Origin of the sequence: Burkholderia sp. NLJ2, from assembly GCF_049487195.1 — a bacterium.
GTDB lineage: Bacteria > Pseudomonadota > Gammaproteobacteria > Burkholderiales > Burkholderiaceae > Burkholderia > Burkholderia pyrrocinia.
Genome location: NZ_CP137810.1, coordinates 2,756,490 through 2,772,343 on the forward strand (window position 1 = coordinate 2,756,490; position 15,854 = coordinate 2,772,343).

General features: G+C 68.3%; 14 protein-coding genes. 9 read left to right on the forward strand and 5 right to left on the reverse strand.

The features are described from left to right. Position 1 precedes the first annotated feature (1 nt). From R9B84_RS34855 to R9B84_RS34865, 3 genes are all read right to left on the reverse strand, one after another. Positions 2–997 carry a PDR/VanB family oxidoreductase gene (locus R9B84_RS34855; RefSeq protein ID WP_423761914.1) on the reverse strand — a complete coding sequence of 332 codons (996 nt, stop codon included), beginning with the start codon at positions 995–997 and terminating at the stop codon, positions 2–4. Between the two features lie 56 nt (positions 998–1,053). Beyond that, on the reverse strand, positions 1,054–2,097 hold the full coding sequence (locus tag R9B84_RS34860; protein WP_423761915.1) for a Rieske 2Fe-2S domain-containing protein: 1,044 nt from the start codon (positions 2,095–2,097) through the stop codon (positions 1,054–1,056). A gap of 86 nt (positions 2,098–2,183) precedes the next feature. After that, on the reverse strand, positions 2,184–2,951 hold the full coding sequence (locus R9B84_RS34865; protein ID WP_423763543.1) for a GntR family transcriptional regulator: 768 nt from the start codon (positions 2,949–2,951) through the stop codon (positions 2,184–2,186). A 256-nt stretch (positions 2,952–3,207) separates the two neighbouring features. Here R9B84_RS34865 and R9B84_RS34870 point away from each other — a divergent pair, with 256 nt between their 5' ends. The 4 genes from R9B84_RS34870 to R9B84_RS34885 all read left to right on the forward strand — a co-directional run bounded on the left by R9B84_RS34870 (position 3,208) and on the right by R9B84_RS34885 (position 8,151). Beyond that, on the forward strand, positions 3,208–3,702 hold the full coding sequence (locus tag R9B84_RS34870; protein WP_423761916.1) for a MarR family winged helix-turn-helix transcriptional regulator: 495 nt from the start codon (positions 3,208–3,210) through the stop codon (positions 3,700–3,702). A 286-nt stretch (positions 3,703–3,988) separates the two neighbouring features. Then, positions 3,989–5,194, forward strand: a complete 1,206-nt coding sequence (gene mhpT, locus R9B84_RS34875) for a 3-(3-hydroxy-phenyl)propionate transporter MhpT (RefSeq protein WP_423761917.1) — start codon at positions 3,989–3,991, stop codon at positions 5,192–5,194. Between the two features lie 67 nt (positions 5,195–5,261). Further along, the gene (locus R9B84_RS34880; protein ID WP_423761918.1) at positions 5,262–6,401 is read left to right on the forward strand and encodes a porin; all 1,140 of its coding nucleotides are present in this window, start codon (positions 5,262–5,264) and stop codon (positions 6,399–6,401) included. 28 nt (positions 6,402–6,429) lie between these two features. Next, entirely contained in the window at positions 6,430–8,151 is a 1,722-nt protein-coding gene (locus tag R9B84_RS34885) for a tannase/feruloyl esterase family alpha/beta hydrolase (RefSeq protein ID WP_423761919.1), read from the forward strand. A 63-nt stretch (positions 8,152–8,214) separates the two neighbouring features. Here the strand turns inward: R9B84_RS34885 and R9B84_RS34890 are convergent, their stop codons facing one another. Further along, the gene (locus R9B84_RS34890; protein WP_423761920.1) at positions 8,215–8,691 is read right to left on the reverse strand and encodes an Lrp/AsnC family transcriptional regulator; all 477 of its coding nucleotides are present in this window, start codon (positions 8,689–8,691) and stop codon (positions 8,215–8,217) included. Positions 8,692–8,871: 180 nt separating this feature from the next. On the opposite strand from R9B84_RS34890, the gene R9B84_RS34895 reads away from it, so the two are divergent. Together R9B84_RS34895 and R9B84_RS34900 are read left to right on the forward strand one after the other, a co-directional pair. Next, a complete protein-coding gene (locus tag R9B84_RS34895) occupies positions 8,872–10,104 on the forward strand; it encodes a diaminopropionate ammonia-lyase (RefSeq protein WP_423761921.1) in 1,233 nt (410 codons plus the stop codon). A 38-nt stretch (positions 10,105–10,142) separates the two neighbouring features. After that, complete coding sequence (locus R9B84_RS34900; RefSeq protein ID WP_423763544.1) at positions 10,143–11,327, forward strand: M20 aminoacylase family protein; 1,185 nt, start codon at positions 10,143–10,145, stop codon at positions 11,325–11,327. 89 nt (positions 11,328–11,416) lie between these two features. Here R9B84_RS34900 and R9B84_RS34905 read toward each other — a convergent pair whose 3' ends face one another. Continuing rightward, entirely contained in the window at positions 11,417–12,130 is a 714-nt protein-coding gene (locus tag R9B84_RS34905; protein ID WP_423761922.1) for a GntR family transcriptional regulator, read from the reverse strand. Between the two features lie 172 nt (positions 12,131–12,302). Between R9B84_RS34905 and R9B84_RS34910 the strand changes: the two genes are divergently transcribed. The 3 genes from R9B84_RS34910 to hydA are packed head-to-tail and all read left to right on the forward strand — an operon-like array spanning position 12,303 to position 15,814. Next, positions 12,303–13,601 carry an MFS transporter gene (locus R9B84_RS34910; RefSeq protein ID WP_423761923.1) on the forward strand — a complete coding sequence of 433 codons (1,299 nt, stop codon included), beginning with the start codon at positions 12,303–12,305 and terminating at the stop codon, positions 13,599–13,601. Between the two features lie 58 nt (positions 13,602–13,659). Continuing rightward, entirely contained in the window at positions 13,660–14,388 is a 729-nt protein-coding gene (locus R9B84_RS34915) for a maleate cis-trans isomerase family protein (RefSeq protein ID WP_423761924.1), read from the forward strand. A 10-nt stretch (positions 14,389–14,398) separates the two neighbouring features. Further along, positions 14,399–15,814 (forward strand): dihydropyrimidinase, encoded by a 1,416-nt coding sequence (gene hydA, locus R9B84_RS34920; RefSeq protein WP_423761925.1) that lies wholly within the window; start codon positions 14,399–14,401, stop codon positions 15,812–15,814. Positions 15,815–15,854 lie beyond the last annotated feature (40 nt).

The following is a 15,854-nucleotide window of genomic DNA, read 5'->3' on the forward strand; positions in this document are numbered from 1 at the left end:
TTCACAGATCCAGCACCAGCAGCGGCGTGACCGCACGCGAACAGCATGGCAGCATCTGATCGTTGGCCGCGCGTTCGTCGTCGGTCAGGTAGACGTCGCGATGATCGGGCGTGCCGGACAGCACGCGCGTGAGGCAGGTGCCGCACACGCCCTGCTCGCACGATACCGGCACCTCGATTCCGCAGCCGCGCAGCGCGTCGACGATCGTCGTGCCGGCCGGCACGTCGACGACGCGGCCCGATTGCGCGAGCGATACCTGGAACGCGTGGTCGCCTCCGTCTTCGCACGGGGCAGCCGCGGCATCAACGCCGGTCGAGCCTGAGCCAGCCGCACCTATGCCCGCCGCACCGAAATACTCCCGATGCACATTCGCCGGATCCCAGCCGGCTTGCGCGGCCGCCGCGAGCACGGCGCCGATGAACCCGCCGGGGCCACACACGTACAGGTGCGTGCGCGCATCCGGCCTCGCGAGCACGTGCGCGAAATCGATGCGCCGGCCGTCCGGCGCGTCGTCGAACCAGAGCCGCGTGCGGGCCTTGAGCCCGGGCGTGTCGAGCCGGTCGAGGAACGCGGCGCGCGCCGGCTCGCGCGCGCAGTAATGCAGCTCGAACGACTGGCCGGTCTCGATCAGGTGCGCGGCCATGCTGAGCAGCGGCGTGATTCCGATGCCGCCGGCGAGCAGCACGGTGTGCGCGGCCCGCGGGTCGAGCGGGAAGTGGTTGCGCGGCGCGCCGATGTCGAGCGTCGCGCCGGGCTCGCATGCGTGCATCGCGAGCGAGCCGCCGCGCGACGCGGGCTCGCGCAGCACGCCGAGCCGGTAGACGCCCGCCTCCGACGGGCTGTTGCACAGCGAATACTGGCGGACGAAGCCGCCGACGTGGACGTCGATATGCGCGCCGGCCGTAAACGGTGGCAGCGGTGTGCCGTCTGCCGGCGCGAGTTCGAACGCGCAGATGTCGGTCGCGACGGGAAGCTTGCGGATGAGTGTGACTTTCATGGGGAATGGTGAGGTAGGCATGCCACACCGCGATGCGGCGGCGGTGCGGCACGCGGTCAGCACGGCAGCGCGGCGGCGCGCTCCTGGTCGATCAGCCGGTCGAGCACGCGTCGCGACTGCACGCCGCCCGCGTCGATGTTCAGCTTCAGCAGTGGCCGGTCCGGCCAGCGCAGCAGGTTGCGCTGCTGCGCTTCGAGCATGTCGAGATCCTCGGCGAAGATCGCGCCCTGTCCGTTGCGGATCGTCTCCGTCAACGCGCGGTCGTCCACCGCGAAGCTGCGCGCCATCCCCCAGAAGTACCAGATCGACGTCTCGGTTTCCGGCGTGATGAAATCGACGACGATGCTCGACACCTTGTCGCGCGGGTCGGCGTGATAGCCACCCTTGCCCGCATGCGCGACGCCCACCTCGATCATCACGTGGCTCGGCGGCGTGAAATGGCAGATCTGCCAGCGATCGCAGCGCACGTCGTCGGCGAGCCCGTTGCCGCGCAGCGCGGCGGCCCAGAACGGTGGCGGCATGATGCCTTCCATGAAGCGGCTGGTCGTGACCGTGTCGCCGTTCACCTTCGTCGCGGGCGGCGCTTCCTCGATCTCCGGCTGCCCGATGCTCGATGCATGCACGTAGGTCTCGTGCGTGAGGTCCATCAGGTTGTCGATCATCAGCCGGTAATCGCAGTCGATGCGATAGAGACCGCCGCCATACGCCCAGCCCGGATCGTCGGCCCAGTGCAGCCGGTGAATCGTCGCCGGATCGGCCTCAGCCGGGTCGCCCGGCCACACCCACACGAAGCCGTGCCGCTCGACGGCCGGATAGCGGCGGATCGCCGGAATGCCGCCGACGCGCTGGCACGGCATGCTCGTGCACTTGCCGTCCGCGCCCATCGTCAGCCCGTGATAGCCGCACACGAGCCGGCCGTCGCGCACGGTGCCGAGCGACAGCGGCGCGCCGCGGTGCGGGCAGAAATCCTCGAGCGCGGCGACCGCGCCGTCCGCGTCGCGAAAGAACACCATGCGTTCGCCGCAAATCTGCCGCCCCAGCGGCTTGCCGGCGAATTCGTCCGGCGTGCAGGCCACATACCACGCGTTTTTCAGGAACATGCGTCTCCTCCATGGCGTGTGCACACGCCGTGTCTATCGTCGGATGAGCGGCGCGTCGTGCGCCGCGCGAAGGTGCCGCGCGCCGGTCAGCCGGCGTCGCGGCGAATCAGGTTGCCGCCCTTGAGCTTCGTCATCGCGCGCTGGCTGTCGAGCACGCGCCGCAGGTTGTCGTGCGCGATCTGCGCGTGTTCGCGCATCAGCGCTTCCGCGCGCGCGCCCTGGCGACGTTCGATCGCGTCGAGCACCGCGCGATGCTGGGCCTGCGCGACGATCAGCGTTTCGTGCGCGCGCGGATCGAGCGACTGCACGACGACGAACGCGCTCGCGGACGCGAACGGCAACGTCGCGACCTTGTCGATCTGCCGCGCGACGACGTCGCTGCCGGCCGCGGCCGCGAGCAGCCGGTGAAAGCGGGCATTCGCGTCGACGTAGCGCGAGAACGTGTCGTCGGTCAGCGGGCCGGCGAGCAGGACGTCGATCTCGTCGGCGCACGCGCGCAGGTCGCGCAGCATCGACGGCGGCACGCCACGTTCGGCCGCGAACCGCGCGGCGAGCCCTTCGAGCGTGCCGCGCAGTTCGATCGCGTCGCCGATCTCGCGCGCCGAAAACGCGCGCACCGCAAACCCGCCGGTCGCGATCGGCTCGATCAGCCCTTCCTCCTGGAGCCGGATCAGCGCCGCCCGAACCGGCGTGCGCGATACGCCGAGCCGCTCGACGACCCACAGTTCGGAAATGCGTGCGCCGGGCGCGAGTTCTCCGCCGACGATGAGCTCGCGCAGGCCGAGCAGCGTGCGGACCGTTTGCGACGGGGAAGCGGCGCGGGTATCGGAAGTCGGAGCGTCGAGGTCGGTCATGGCGGATATCGGGGGCAGTGCCGCATTGCCGGTGCTGGCGTGCGGGGTTATCAGGTTACTTGATAAAATTGTATACATCGCTGCCGTGCGTTCAAGCTGAATCGTGCAAATCAACGGGTAAACCACGATCGAAACTGCCGAGTCGGGCTTGTGTTGTATACAGCGCGCCAGCCACCGCGATTCGGGCGATGCGAGCCTGTCCGCCATGCGGGCCGCGTGAGGTAAGATGGCCCGCGATATTCCTCCCGACACCTTCATGAGTTCGACACCCGCCAAACCGGCCGGCGCGAAACGCGCTGCCCGTGCCACCGAGGCGAAGCCGCCCATGCGTGCCCAACAGCGGCTGACCTACCTGATCGGCAATCTCGATCGGCTGCTGCGCCGCCAGATGAGTGATGCGCTCGCACCGCTCGGCGTGACGCTCGCGCAATACACGGCGCTGTCGGTGCTCGAGGCGCGCGGCGCGCTGTCCAATGCGCAGCTCGCGGTGCGCTCGTTCATCACGCCGCAATCCGCGAACGAGGTGATGATCGCGATGGCGGCCCGCGGCTTCGTCACACGCGAGGCCGATCCGAATCATGGCCGCGTGATCCTGCTGCGCCTGACCGACGAAGGTTCGGCGATCCTGCGCGAATGCGAACGGGTGCTGCGGCCGCTCGAGCGCCGGATGCTCGGCGACGACCTCACCGCCGCCGACGCGGCGCAGGTCCAGCGCACGCTCGAGCTGTTCGTGCGCAACCTGCGCGACTGAGCCGCGTTTTCGCTTCATTCGTCGTTCCGCCCGGCCTTGCCCGGCCGGCTTCCGCGCGCGTTGCGGGTTAACACCGGCGCGTCACACACTTGAAATATCAGGTTACCTGTTATTAAATCGTCCCGTCCTTCGATGGGATGACGGTCCGCACGACCGGCTGGTCGCGCGGATTTTATTTCGGACAGTGAATCAGGCTACCTGATAATTTCTGAAGCACGGTCCGATCACGGCAAAGACACCGCGCATGCGTCCCGGCATGACGCGCAGTACAAGGTTTGGAGACGACATGGACACTTCCGTTGCCGAGAGGCCGGCCGTCGCGACGACGCTCGGCCTGTGTTTCGCGATCGCGCTGCTCGAGGGGCTCGACCTGCAGTCGGTCGGCGTCGCCGCGCCGCGCATGGCTCACGAGTTCGGGCTCACGGTTTCGCAGATGGGGCTCGCGTTCAGCGCAGGCACGTTCGGCCTGCTGCCGGGCGCGATGCTCGGCGGCTGGCTCGCCGACCGGATCGGCCGCAAGCATGTGCTGATCGCGTCGGTCTGCTTGTTCGGGCTGCTGTCGATCGCGACCGCGCAGGTGTCGAGCTTCGCGATGCTGGTGGTCGTGCGCGCGCTGACCGGCCTCGGCCTCGGCGGTGCGATGCCGAACCTGATCGCGCTGTCGTCCGAAGCGGCCGACGCGCGCTCGCGCAGCAGCGCGGTCGCGGTGATGTACTGCGGCATTCCGTTCGGCGGCGTGATCGCATCGTTGATCGGCGTGCTGCTGGCCGGCGACACCGAGTGGCGACACATCTTCTACGTCGGCGGCATCGGGCCGCTGCTGCTCGCCCCGCTGCTGCTCGCGCTGCTGCCGGAATCGCGCGCGTTCCTCGACGTCAGCGCGTCGGGCGCCGCACGCCCGGGTGTCGGACAGACGCTGTTCGGCGGCGCGCGCACGGGCACCACGCTCGCGCTCTGGCTCAGCTATTTCTGCACGCTGATCGTGCTGTATTTCCTGCTGAACTGGCTGCCGTCGCTGATGGCGGCGAAGGGGCTCGCGCGCAGCCAGGCCGGGATCGTGCAGATCTTCTTCAACATCGGCAGCGGCCTCGGCGTGCTCGGCATCGGCATGTCGATGGACCGGATGCGGCCGTCGCGCGTCGTCGGCGGCATGTATGCGGGGATCGTGCTGTCGCTCGCCGCGCTCGCGATCGCGCCCGGGCTCGTATGGCTGTCCGCCGCGGCGTTCGCGGCCGGGATGTTCGTGGTCGGCGGCCAGTCGGTGCTGTATGCGCTGGCCGCGATGTACTACCCGACCGCGATGCGCGGCACCGGCGTCGGCTCGGCGGTCGCGGTGGGCCGGCTCGGCTCCGTGGTCGGCCCGCTCGCGGCCGCCCAACTGCTCGCGATGGGCCGCAGCGCGTCGGTCGTGATCGGCGCGAGCATCCCCGTCACGCTGGTCGCTGCCATCGCGGCGCTGGTGCTGATCCGCAGGCCGCAGGCACACGACTGAGTTTCTTTACTTTCACCCACGAGCGCCGGCAGAGCGCGATATCGACGCAGGTCTGGAGACACTAACCATGAAGCACACCAAAGCCTTGCTGGCGGCCGGCGCATGCGCGCTGGCCGCGACGAGCGTGCACGCGCAGTCGAGCGTGACGCTGTACGGGATCATCGACACCGGCGTCGAATACGTGTCGCACGCGAACGCGGCCGGCGACCACGTGGTGCGGATGCCGGGCGTGACCGGCGAGATGCCGTCGCGCTGGGGCCTGCGCGGCAGCGAGGATCTCGGCGGCGGCTACCAGGCCGTGTTCGTGCTCGAAAGCGGCTTCAACGTGCGCGGCGGCGATCTCGGCCAGGGCGGCCGGCTGTTCGGCCGGCAGGCGTTCGTCGGGCTGAAGGGCGGCTTCGGCACGCTCGCGTTCGGCCGCCAGTACACGATGACCTACCTCGCGCTGCAGGGCGCGGACATCATCGGCCCCGACATCTACGGGCTCGGCTCGTTCGACGCGTACGTGCCGAACGGCCGCGCCGACAACGCGGTGACCTACCTCGGCACCTATCGCGGCGTGACGCTCGGCGCCGCCTATTCGTTCGGCCGCGACGGCGCGGGCACCGGCAACTCGCCGGGGCAGGGCACGTGCGCGGGGCAGGTGCCGGGCCACGCGGTCGAATGCCGCAACTGGTCGGCGATGCTCAAGTACGACAGCGCGTATTTCGGTGCGGCGGCGTCGTACGAGGAGCAGCGCGGCGGCACCGGCGCGGCCGCGAACTTCTTCGACGGCGTCGCGCCGGTGCCCTTCACCAGCAGCGGGGGCAAGGACGCGCGCGTGCACGTGAGCGCGTACGCGCAGGCCGCGGGTGCGCGGATCGGCGCGGGCTGGATCGGGCGGCGCGTGTCGACCGGTTCGCCGGCTGCGCCCGGCGCGCATTCCGACCTGTTCTTCGTCGGTGCGTCGTATGCGGTCAAGCCGGACTTCATCGTCGACGGCGAAGGCTACCGGATCGTCAACAGCGCGCACGACACGCGCGCGACGATGGCGACGCTGCGCGCGACCTACCTGCTGACGAAGCGCACGTCGGTTTACGCGCAAAGCTCGTATCTGTGGAACAGCGCGCACGCGCGCTACGCGGTCAGCGGCGGCGGCCCCGGCACGACGCCCGGCGCGGGGATGGGGCAGCTCGGTGCGATGGTCGGCGTCAAGCACTTGTTCTGATCCGGCAACCTGACGAACGGGAGATATCTTGAACAGAAAATCCGTATTCCTCTGCATTGCACCGCTGTCCGCGGCGATGCTCGCCGGTTGCGGCGGCGACGATTCGGTCAACTCCGCGCCCACGCACCTGAGCGCCGCGACGCCGGCCGCGATGGCGCAGACCTGCGACGCGCTCGCGGCGAAGCTCGCGTATGCGAACACGTCGTTCACGTCGGTAACGACCGCGGCCGCCGGCGCACTGACGGTGGCCGGCAAGCCGATCGCCGAGCACTGCGTGATCGCAGGGAAGATGAACGAGCGCGTGAGCGCGGTCGATGGCAAAACCTATGCGATCGGCTTCGAGATGCGCCTGCCGAAGGCATGGAACGGCCGCTTTTTCTACCAGGCGAACGGCGGGCTCGACGGTAACGTCGTGACCGCGACCGGCGAGATCGGCGGCGGCGGGCCGCTGACCGATGCGCTGAACCAGGGCTTCGCGGTGATCAGCTCGGATTCCGGGCACAGCGGCGCGCAGAACCCGCTGTTCGGCGTCGATCCGCAGGCGCGGCTCGACTATGGCTACGGCGCCGTCGATGCGCTGACGCCGATGGCGAAGCAGGTGATCCGTCTCGCCTACGGAAAGGTGCCCGACCGCAGCTACTTCGGCGGCTGCTCGAACGGCGGCCGTCACGCGATGGTCACGGCGGTGCGCAACCCGGCCGACTACGACGGGATCATCGCCGGCGATCCGGGCTTCCATTTGCCGAAGGCGGCGATCGGCGAGATGTACGGCGCGCAGCAGTTCGCGAAGATCGCGTCGGCGACCGGGTCGAACGGGCTGCCGGATATCCGCAGCGGCTTCACCGACACGGAGCGCCAGTTCGTCGGCGCGAAGATCCTCGACAAATGCGATGCGCTCGACGGCGTGGCCGACGGGATGGTGCAGGACGTCGCCGCGTGCCAGGCGCACTTCAGCGTCGAGACGGACATCCCGACCTGCGCGAACGGCACGCGCACCGGCGCATGCCTGACGACCGCGCAGAAGACCGCGCTCGAGAACGTGTTCGCGGGTGCGCGCAACAGCGCGGGTACGGCGCTCTATGCGAGCTTTCCGTACGATCCGGGCGTGGCCGGCGGCGGCTGGGCCGCGTGGAAGCAATCGAATTCCATCACGCTCGATCCGGTCGCGATGGCGTTCACGTTCATGTCGCCGCCGAAGAGTGCCGCGACGCTCGCGAACCTGCCCGGTTTCGCGCTCGGCTTCGACATGGACAACGACGCGCCGGCGATCTTCGCGACCAACGGCGTGTACACGCAATCCGCGTGGTCGTTCATGACGCCGCCCGACGAGACGAACCTGTCCGCGCTGAAGTCGCGCGGCGCGAAGCTGCTCGTCTATCACGGCACGGGCGACCCGGTGTTCTCGTCCAACGACACGACCGACTGGTACCAGCGGGTCGCGCAGGCGAACGGCGGCGATGCGTCGAGCTTCGCGCGCTTCTATCCGGTGCCCGGGATGAACCACTGTGCGGGCGGGCCGGCGGCCGACCAGTTCGATATGCTGACGCCGCTCGTCGCGTGGGTCGAGCAGGGGCAGGCGCCCGCCGCGATCGTGGCCGCCGCGCGCGACGCGACGAACGCGGTGCCGAATGCGGACGTGCCCGCATCGTGGGGTGCGGGGCGTACGCGCCCGCTGTGCCCGTATCCGCAGGTGGCGCGCTACAACGGCTCCGGCGACGTGAATTCGGCGGCGAGCTTCAGTTGCCGCTGACGGTGCCGTCGATGGGATGCGGCCGGCGCATGCAGTTGCGCGCCGGCCGTTTCATTGGGGCACTCATTCGCCGGGTTCGACCGGCACCTCGAGCCCGACCTTCACGCGGCTCATGCTCACCAGCGTCTTGAACCGCTTCACGTTGTTGTTCGCGAAGAACAGCTCGCGCGTGAGCGCGTTGTACTGATCCATGTTGCGCACGGCGAGGATCAGCACGAAATCCCATTCCCCCGTCACGTAGTAGCACTGCTGGATCTGCGGACACCGCTCGAAGGTTCGCTTCATCGCGTCGAGCTGGTCGATCTGCTCGCTTTCGACCTCGACGTTCACGACGATCGTCAACGGATGATCGACCTTGTCCTGCGCGACGATGGCCGTATAGCGCTCGATCACACCGTTTTCCGCGAGACGCTTCAAGCGCCGGTTCACCGCCGCGGTCGACAGATTCACGCGTGCGCCGAGTTCGCTTTGCGGCGTCTGCGCGTCGCGCTGCACTTCCATCAACAGCTTGCGATCGAACGCATCGAGTGGGGTCGTCATGATGGTGCGCGAAACCTCGAAAGAATGAGAAATTTTTGCGTCCGGGCAACCGATTTGGCGATTTTGTTGACCGGCATGCGCAATATTATTTTTCGGACCGACGGCGAACGCAACCCGCGCTTGCCCGATCCGAACCACCCGACGGGCCGCCGGCGCGGTCCTGCTCCGGAGCCTCTCGCCATGCTGATCGCCAACCCGCGCGCGTCGCGCGCCGCCTATCCGAACGCGCTGCGTCGCGTCATGAACATCGCGTCGGCCGACGAAAGCGGCGCGTGGCTGTCCCACTGGCCGCTCGTCGGCAACGCGCGTACGCCGCTGCGCGCGTTGCCCGACCTCGCCGCGCGGCTCGGCGTCGCGAGCGTCAGCGTGAAGGACGAGTCGTGCCGCTCGCCGCTCGGCAGCTTCAAGGCGCTCGGCGCACCGATTGCGCTGGTGCGGCTCGTGAAGCGCCTGCGGCGCACCCACGATCTCGATCCGCAGGGGCTGGTCACCGGCCGCTACGCAGCGCAGCTCGCCGACCTGACGGTGATCAGCGCGACCGACGGCAATCACGGCCGCGCACTGGCCGCCGCCGCGCGCGCGATCGGCTGCGGGTGCGTGATCGTGCTGCACGCGAATGTCGACGCCGAGCGCGAACGCGCGATCTCGGCATATGGCGCACGGATCGTGCGCATCGCGGGGAACTACGACGAGTCGGTCGTCTGCGCGGCGCAGCTTGCGCAGGCGAACGGCTGGTACGTCGTGTCGGATACGTCGTACGACGGCTACGAAGCGATTCCGCGCGACGTGATGCAGGGTTACGGCGTGATCGCCGCCGAGGCCGCCGCGCAGGCGGCGCAAGACGACGGGCGGCCATTCACGCACGTGTTGCTGCAGGGCGGCGTGGGCGGCCTCGCCGCGGGCGTGGCGAGTTACCTGTGGGAGCGCGACGGCGCGCAGCGGCCGCATTTCATCGTCGTCGAGCCGCGCCAGGCCGACTGTCTGTATCAGAGCGCGCTCGCGGGGCGGGCGGCGAAGGCGACCGGCAGCGTCGATTCGGTGATGGCCGGGCTCGCATGCGGCGAGGCGTCGCCGCTCGCATGGGATTTCCTCGAGCTGTGCATCGACCATTTCATGCTGATCGACGATGAAGACGCGGTGCACGCGATGCGCGGCCTCGCGGCCGGCAGCGAACGCGACGTGCCGTTCGTCGCCGGCGAATCGGGCGCGGCCGGCATTGCGGGGCTGGACGTGCTGATGCGCGACCCTGCGAGCGCGCGGCAGGCGGGGCTCGACGCGAGCTCGCGCGTGCTGGCGATCAATACGGAAGGCGCAACGGCGCCGTCCGTGTACCGGAGCTGCGTCGGCGAAACGGCCGACGCGGTGCTCGCGCGGCAGCGCGACTGGCTGAACCGCGCGGCGGTAGCGGCCTGAACGACACAACGACCGACGAGGCAAGCGCAATGGACCCAATCGATGCAGTCGACGCAACCGAAGAAAGCACGCTGCAGGGGCGACTGAAGACCTGGCGCCGGTATCTGCACCAGCATCCGGAGACGGGTTTCGAAGAGCTGAACACGTCGGACTACGTCGCGCGCATCCTGACGACGCTCGGGCTCGACGTGCATCGCGGCATCGGCGGCACGGGGCTCGTCGCGAACCTGACGGTCGGCACCGGCCAACGCGCGATCGGCATCCGCGCGGACATGGACGCGCTGAACATCGTCGAGCACGCGCCGGGCCGCGAACACGCGTCGCGCACGCCCGGCAAGATGCATGCGTGCGGGCACGACGGCCACATGTCGATGGTGCTCGGCGCCGCGCAGTTGCTGGCCGAGCGGAAGGACTTCGACGGCACGGTGCGCTTCATCTTCCAGCCGGCCGAGGAGCATGGCCGCGGCGCGAAGGCGATGATGGCCGACGGGCTGTTCGAGCGCTTTCCGGTCGACGCGATCTTCGGTGCGCACAACATGCCGGGCATGCGCGCGGGCACGTTCTCGACGCGCGCGGGCGGCATCATGGCGAGCGAAGACAATTTCGTGATCCGGATCGATGGGCGCGGCACGCATGCGGCGCGCCCGCACATGGGCATCGATCCGATCGTGATCGGCTCGCAGATCGTGCTCGCGCTGCAGACGATCGTGTCGCGCAATCTCGATCCGGGCCAGCAGGCCGTGATCTCGTGTACGGAATTCATCACCGACGGGCTGCGCAACGTGCTGCCGTCGACCGTGACGATCAAGGGCGACACGCGCAGCTATTCGCGCGACGTGCAGGCGCTGCTGGAAACGCGGATGCGCGAGATCAGCGAAGGGATCTGCCGTACTCACGGCGCGACCTGCACGTTCGACTACACGCACGAGTTCGCGCCGACGGTGAATTCCCTGGAATGGGTCGATACGGCCGTGCAGGCCGCGGCGCATATCGCAGGCGCCGGCGCGGTGAACGCCGACGTGCAGCCGATGATGATCTCTGAGGATTTCGGGGCGTTCCTGCAGGCCGTGCCCGGCAATTTCGTGTTCATCGGCAACGGCGAAACGGCCGATCGCGGCGGCGTGCCGCTGCATAACGCGACGTACGATTTCAACGACGAGATCCTGCCGGTCGGCGCGCGTTATTTCGCGGAAGTGGCGCGGCGGGCGTTGCGGGGCGCGTAGCGGCGTTGTTCGGGGCTTCGGGCCCTCACGCTCTCACGCCCTCAAGCCCTCAAGCCCTCAAGCCCTCAAGCCCTCAAGCCCTCAAGCCGTCACGCTTCGGCCGAGCGCCTGTCCGGTGCGTCGGCCGTGCCCGTGCGATCGAGGATCGCGAGCACCTCGCGCGCGGTGTTCTCCGAATGGCTGCGCAGCACCTGCGGCAGCACTGCGTGGTCGGGATCGGCGAGCGCGGCCATGATTTCCTCGTGTTCGTGCAGCGATTCGGCCCAGCGCAGCGAGTCCGTGTTCGCGGCACCGCGCGCGCGGTGCACCTTCGACATCAGCGACGCATAGATACCCGACAGCACCGGGTTGCCGGCCGCGTCGACGATCATCTGGTGGATCTGCTGGTTCAGCCGGAAATATTCGACGCGCTTGCCGGCCTCGTGGCACTCGATCATCCGCCGGTGCTTCGCCTGCAGCCCGGCGAGCGTCGACGCGCCGATACGCTTGCGCAGCAATTCGCCCGCCATCGCCTCGAGCCCGTGCAGCAGCTCGAACGTCGCGACCAGGTCGTCGACGTCGATCGACGCGACGCGATAGCCGATGTACTGGCGATGCGTGACGGCTCCTTCCGCGACGAGCACCTTCAGCGCTTCGCGCAGCGGCGTTTTCGACACGTCGAACGCGAGGCTGAGTTCCTTTTCGTCGATCCGCGCGCCGGGCGGCAGTTCGCCCTCGTCGATCATCACGCGCAGGCGCGCGGCGATCTCCGCGGCCATGCCGCGCGTGCGCAGAAGCAGGGGATTGCGGGGTGTCTGGCTCATGATGGGTGCAAGCTTATCACGATATCGGGGTCAGCCGGGCCGTTGTTGGCGTAAACACAATTTCAATAAAACCAAGTGTTTACACCATGTGTAATTATAAATTTCTAATCCTATACTCGGTTCCACGTTGCGCGACGTCCTGACCATCCTCGTTCACTCCTGGAGTCCGTCCATGTCTTCAACCTCCGGTGTCGCCGCCATGACGGTCGGCAAATCCGCTGTCCGCTGGAAGATATTCATCGTCATGCTGAGCCTCATCGCGATCAACTACGTCGATCGCGCGTCGCTGTCCGTCGCCATGCCTTACATCTCGCAGGAGTTCAATATCGGGCCTGCGATGGAGGGTCTGATCCTCAGTTCGTTCTTCTGGACCTACGCGGTGATGCAGATTCCGGGCGGGATGCTGGCCGACCGGTTCAAGCCGCGCATCGTGATCGCGACGGCGACCGTGTTCTGGGGCTTCTTCCAGGCGATCGCCGCGCTGTGCACGAACGCGCCGTCGCTGCTGCTCACGCGCCTCGGTCTCGGCGCGGCCGAAGCGCCGATCTATCCGGCCGGCGGCAAGCTCAACGCGATCTGGATGACGCAGACCGAGCGCGGCCGCGGCGCCACGCTGCTCGACGGCGGCGCGCCGCTCGGCGCGGCACTGGGCGCGGTGCTGATCGCCGGGCTGATCGCGGTGCTCGGCTCGTGGCGGCTCGCGTTCGCGGTGGCCGGCGTCGGCACCGTGCTGGCCGGTCTGCTCGCGTGGCGCTACATCCGCAATTCGCCGCGTGAGCATCCGGGCGTCAACGACCTGGAAGCCGAATACATCGAGGCGTCGCATGCGAGCGACCTCGCGGCCGAGCCGGCCGGCGCGTCGGGCCGCTCGCGCGATTTCTTCAAGTACCGCTCGGTGTGGTGCATGTTCTTCGGCTGGATGTGCTTCAACAGCGTGTTCTACGGGCTGCTCACGTGGATGCCGAACTACCTGCACAAGGTGCACGGCTTCGACATCAAGCAGATGGGCGGCTCGACCTTCATCATCTTTTTCAGCGGCTTCGTCGGCGAATTGCTCGGCGGCTGGATCGCCGACAAGTGGAAAGCAGCGGGCGGCCGCCCGAACGTCGTGATGCGCACGCTGTTCGGCATCGCCGCGGTGATCGCCACCGTGTCGATCTTCTCCGTCGCCTATGTGACGAACCCGCTCGTCGTCGTCGCGCTGCTGTCGTCGACGCTGTTCTTCCTGCGCTGGTGCGGGCTGTACTGGTGCATCCCGTCGTCGCTCGGCACGCGCAACAAGATCGGCTTCCTCGGCGGGCTCATGAACCTCGGCGGCAACATCGGCGGCATCACCGTGCCGATCCTCGTCGGCGCGATCGTGCAGTTCACCGGCTCCTATTTCCTTGCGTTGATGGTGTTCGCGGCGGCCGGCGTCGGCCTGCTCGTGTGCTCCAGCGCGATCGACTACGAAAACAAGCTCCCCGTCTGACCGGCCCCTTTCACCGCATTTACCGCATTCACTGCTTTCACTGGTAGAGAGACTCATCATGAAAAAACGCACCCTGCTCGGCATGCTGACGCCGTCCTCCAACACCTCGCTCGAACCGCTGACGAGCGCGATGGTCGCCGGCCTGCCGGGCGTGTCCGCGCATTTCGCGCGCTTCCCGGTCACCGAGATTTCGCTGACGGGCCAGGCGCTCGGCCAGTTCGACGACGACAAGATCATCCAGGCCGCGATGCTGCTCGCCGATGCGAAGGTCGACGTGATCGCGTGGAACGGCACGTCGTCGGGCTGGCTCGGCTTCGAGGCCGACGAGCGGCTGTGCGAGCGCATCACAGCGGCGACCGGCATTCCGGCGACGACCTCCGTGCTCGCGCTCAACGAGATCCTGAACAAGACGAGCGCGCACGAGTTCGGCCTCGTCACGCCGTACCTCGACGACGTGCAGACGAAGATCGTCGACAACTATCGCCGCTCGGGGCTGGACTGCATCGCCGAGCGCCACCTGAACCTGAAGGTCAATTTCTCGTTCTCCGAAGTCACGGGCGACCAGATCGGCGGGATGGTGCGCGAAGTCGCGAAGGCCGGCCCGCGCGCGATCTCGATCTTCTGCACCAACCTGAACGCCGCGCATCTGGTGCCGGCGCTCGAGGAGGAGACGGGCATCCCGATCTACGACACGATCTCGACCGTCGTGTGGAAGTCGCTGCAGCTCGCCGACTACGACACGCGGCAGGTCAAGGGCTGGGGACGTCTCTTCAGCGAAGTGATCTGAGGCGCGCACCATGTCGAACGATCTCGATTTCGTGATCCGTCACGCGGACGTCGTGACGGCGGCGGACCGGTTCTCGTGCGACATCGGCATCCGCGCGGGGCGCGTGGCCATGCTCGGCCACGGGCTGCCGCGCGCGCCGCGCGAGCTCGATGCGAGCGGGATGCTCGTGATGCCGGGCGGCGTCGATGCGCACTGCCATCTCGACCAGCCGATGCCCGACGGGCTGCGGATGGCCGACGATTTCCTGTCCGGCACGCGCTCGGCGCTGTGCGGTGGCACGACCACCGTGATCCCGTTCGCCGCGCAGGCGAAGGGGCAGTCGCTGCAGGCGGCCGTCGACGACTATCACCGGCGCGCGGAAGGGCGCGCGCTGGTCGACTACGGCTTTCACCTGATCGTCGCCGATCCGACGCCGCACGTGCTGGCCGAGGAGCTGCCGCGGCTGATCGCGAACGGCTACACGTCGTTCAAGGTGTACATGACCTACGACGACCTGAAGCTGAACGATCGCCAGATGCTCGACGTGCTGTCGGTGGCGCGCGCACACGGCGCGCTCGTGATGGTGCACGCGGAGAATTCGGACTGCATCGGCTGGCTCACCGAGCGGCTGCTCGGCGACGGCCACGTCGCGCCGCATTTCCATGCGCATGCGCGGCCGGCCGTGGTCGAGCGCGAGGCGACGCATCGCGCGATCGCGTTCGCGGAACTCGTCGACGTGCCGATCCTGATCGTGCACGTGTCGGGCGCCGAGGCGATCGAGCAGATCCGCTGGGGGCAGTCGCGCGGTTTGCCGATCCTTGCGGAGACCTGCCCGCAATACCTGTATCTGACGGCCGCCGATCTCGGCCACGCCGGTCACGACGGCTACGAAGGCGCGAAGTGCGTGTGCAGCCCGCCGCCGCGCGATCCCGCGAACCAGCAGGCCGTGTGGAAGGCGCTGAAGCAGGGTGTGTTCTCGGTGTTCTCGTCCGACCATGCGCCGTTCAACTACGACGATCCGTGCGGCAAGCATCCGGGCGGGCAGGCCGTATCGTTCGACCATATCCCGAACGGGATTCCCGGGCTCGAGACGCGGCTGCCGCTGCTGTTCGACGGCGTGCGTCACGGGCGGCTGTCGCTGCACCAGTTCGTCGAGCTGACGTCGCTGCGGCCCGCAAAGCTGTACGGGCTGTATCCGAGGAAGGGGACGATCGCGGTCGGCGCCGATGCGGACATCGTCGTGTGGGATCCGGACAAGCGCGTGCGGATCGCGAATGCGTCGCTGCATCATGCGGTCGACTACACGCCGTACGAAGGGATCGAAGTGACGGGCTGGCCGCGCCATTGCCTGTCGCGCGGCGAACTGCTGGTCGAGGACGGCCGCCTGCTCGCGGCCGAGCCGGGGCGCGGGCAGTTCGTGCCGGCCGGCAAGCCGTGCCTCGATTGATGCGATGGCCCGCGCGACACCGCGGGCGCAGGTTTCGACA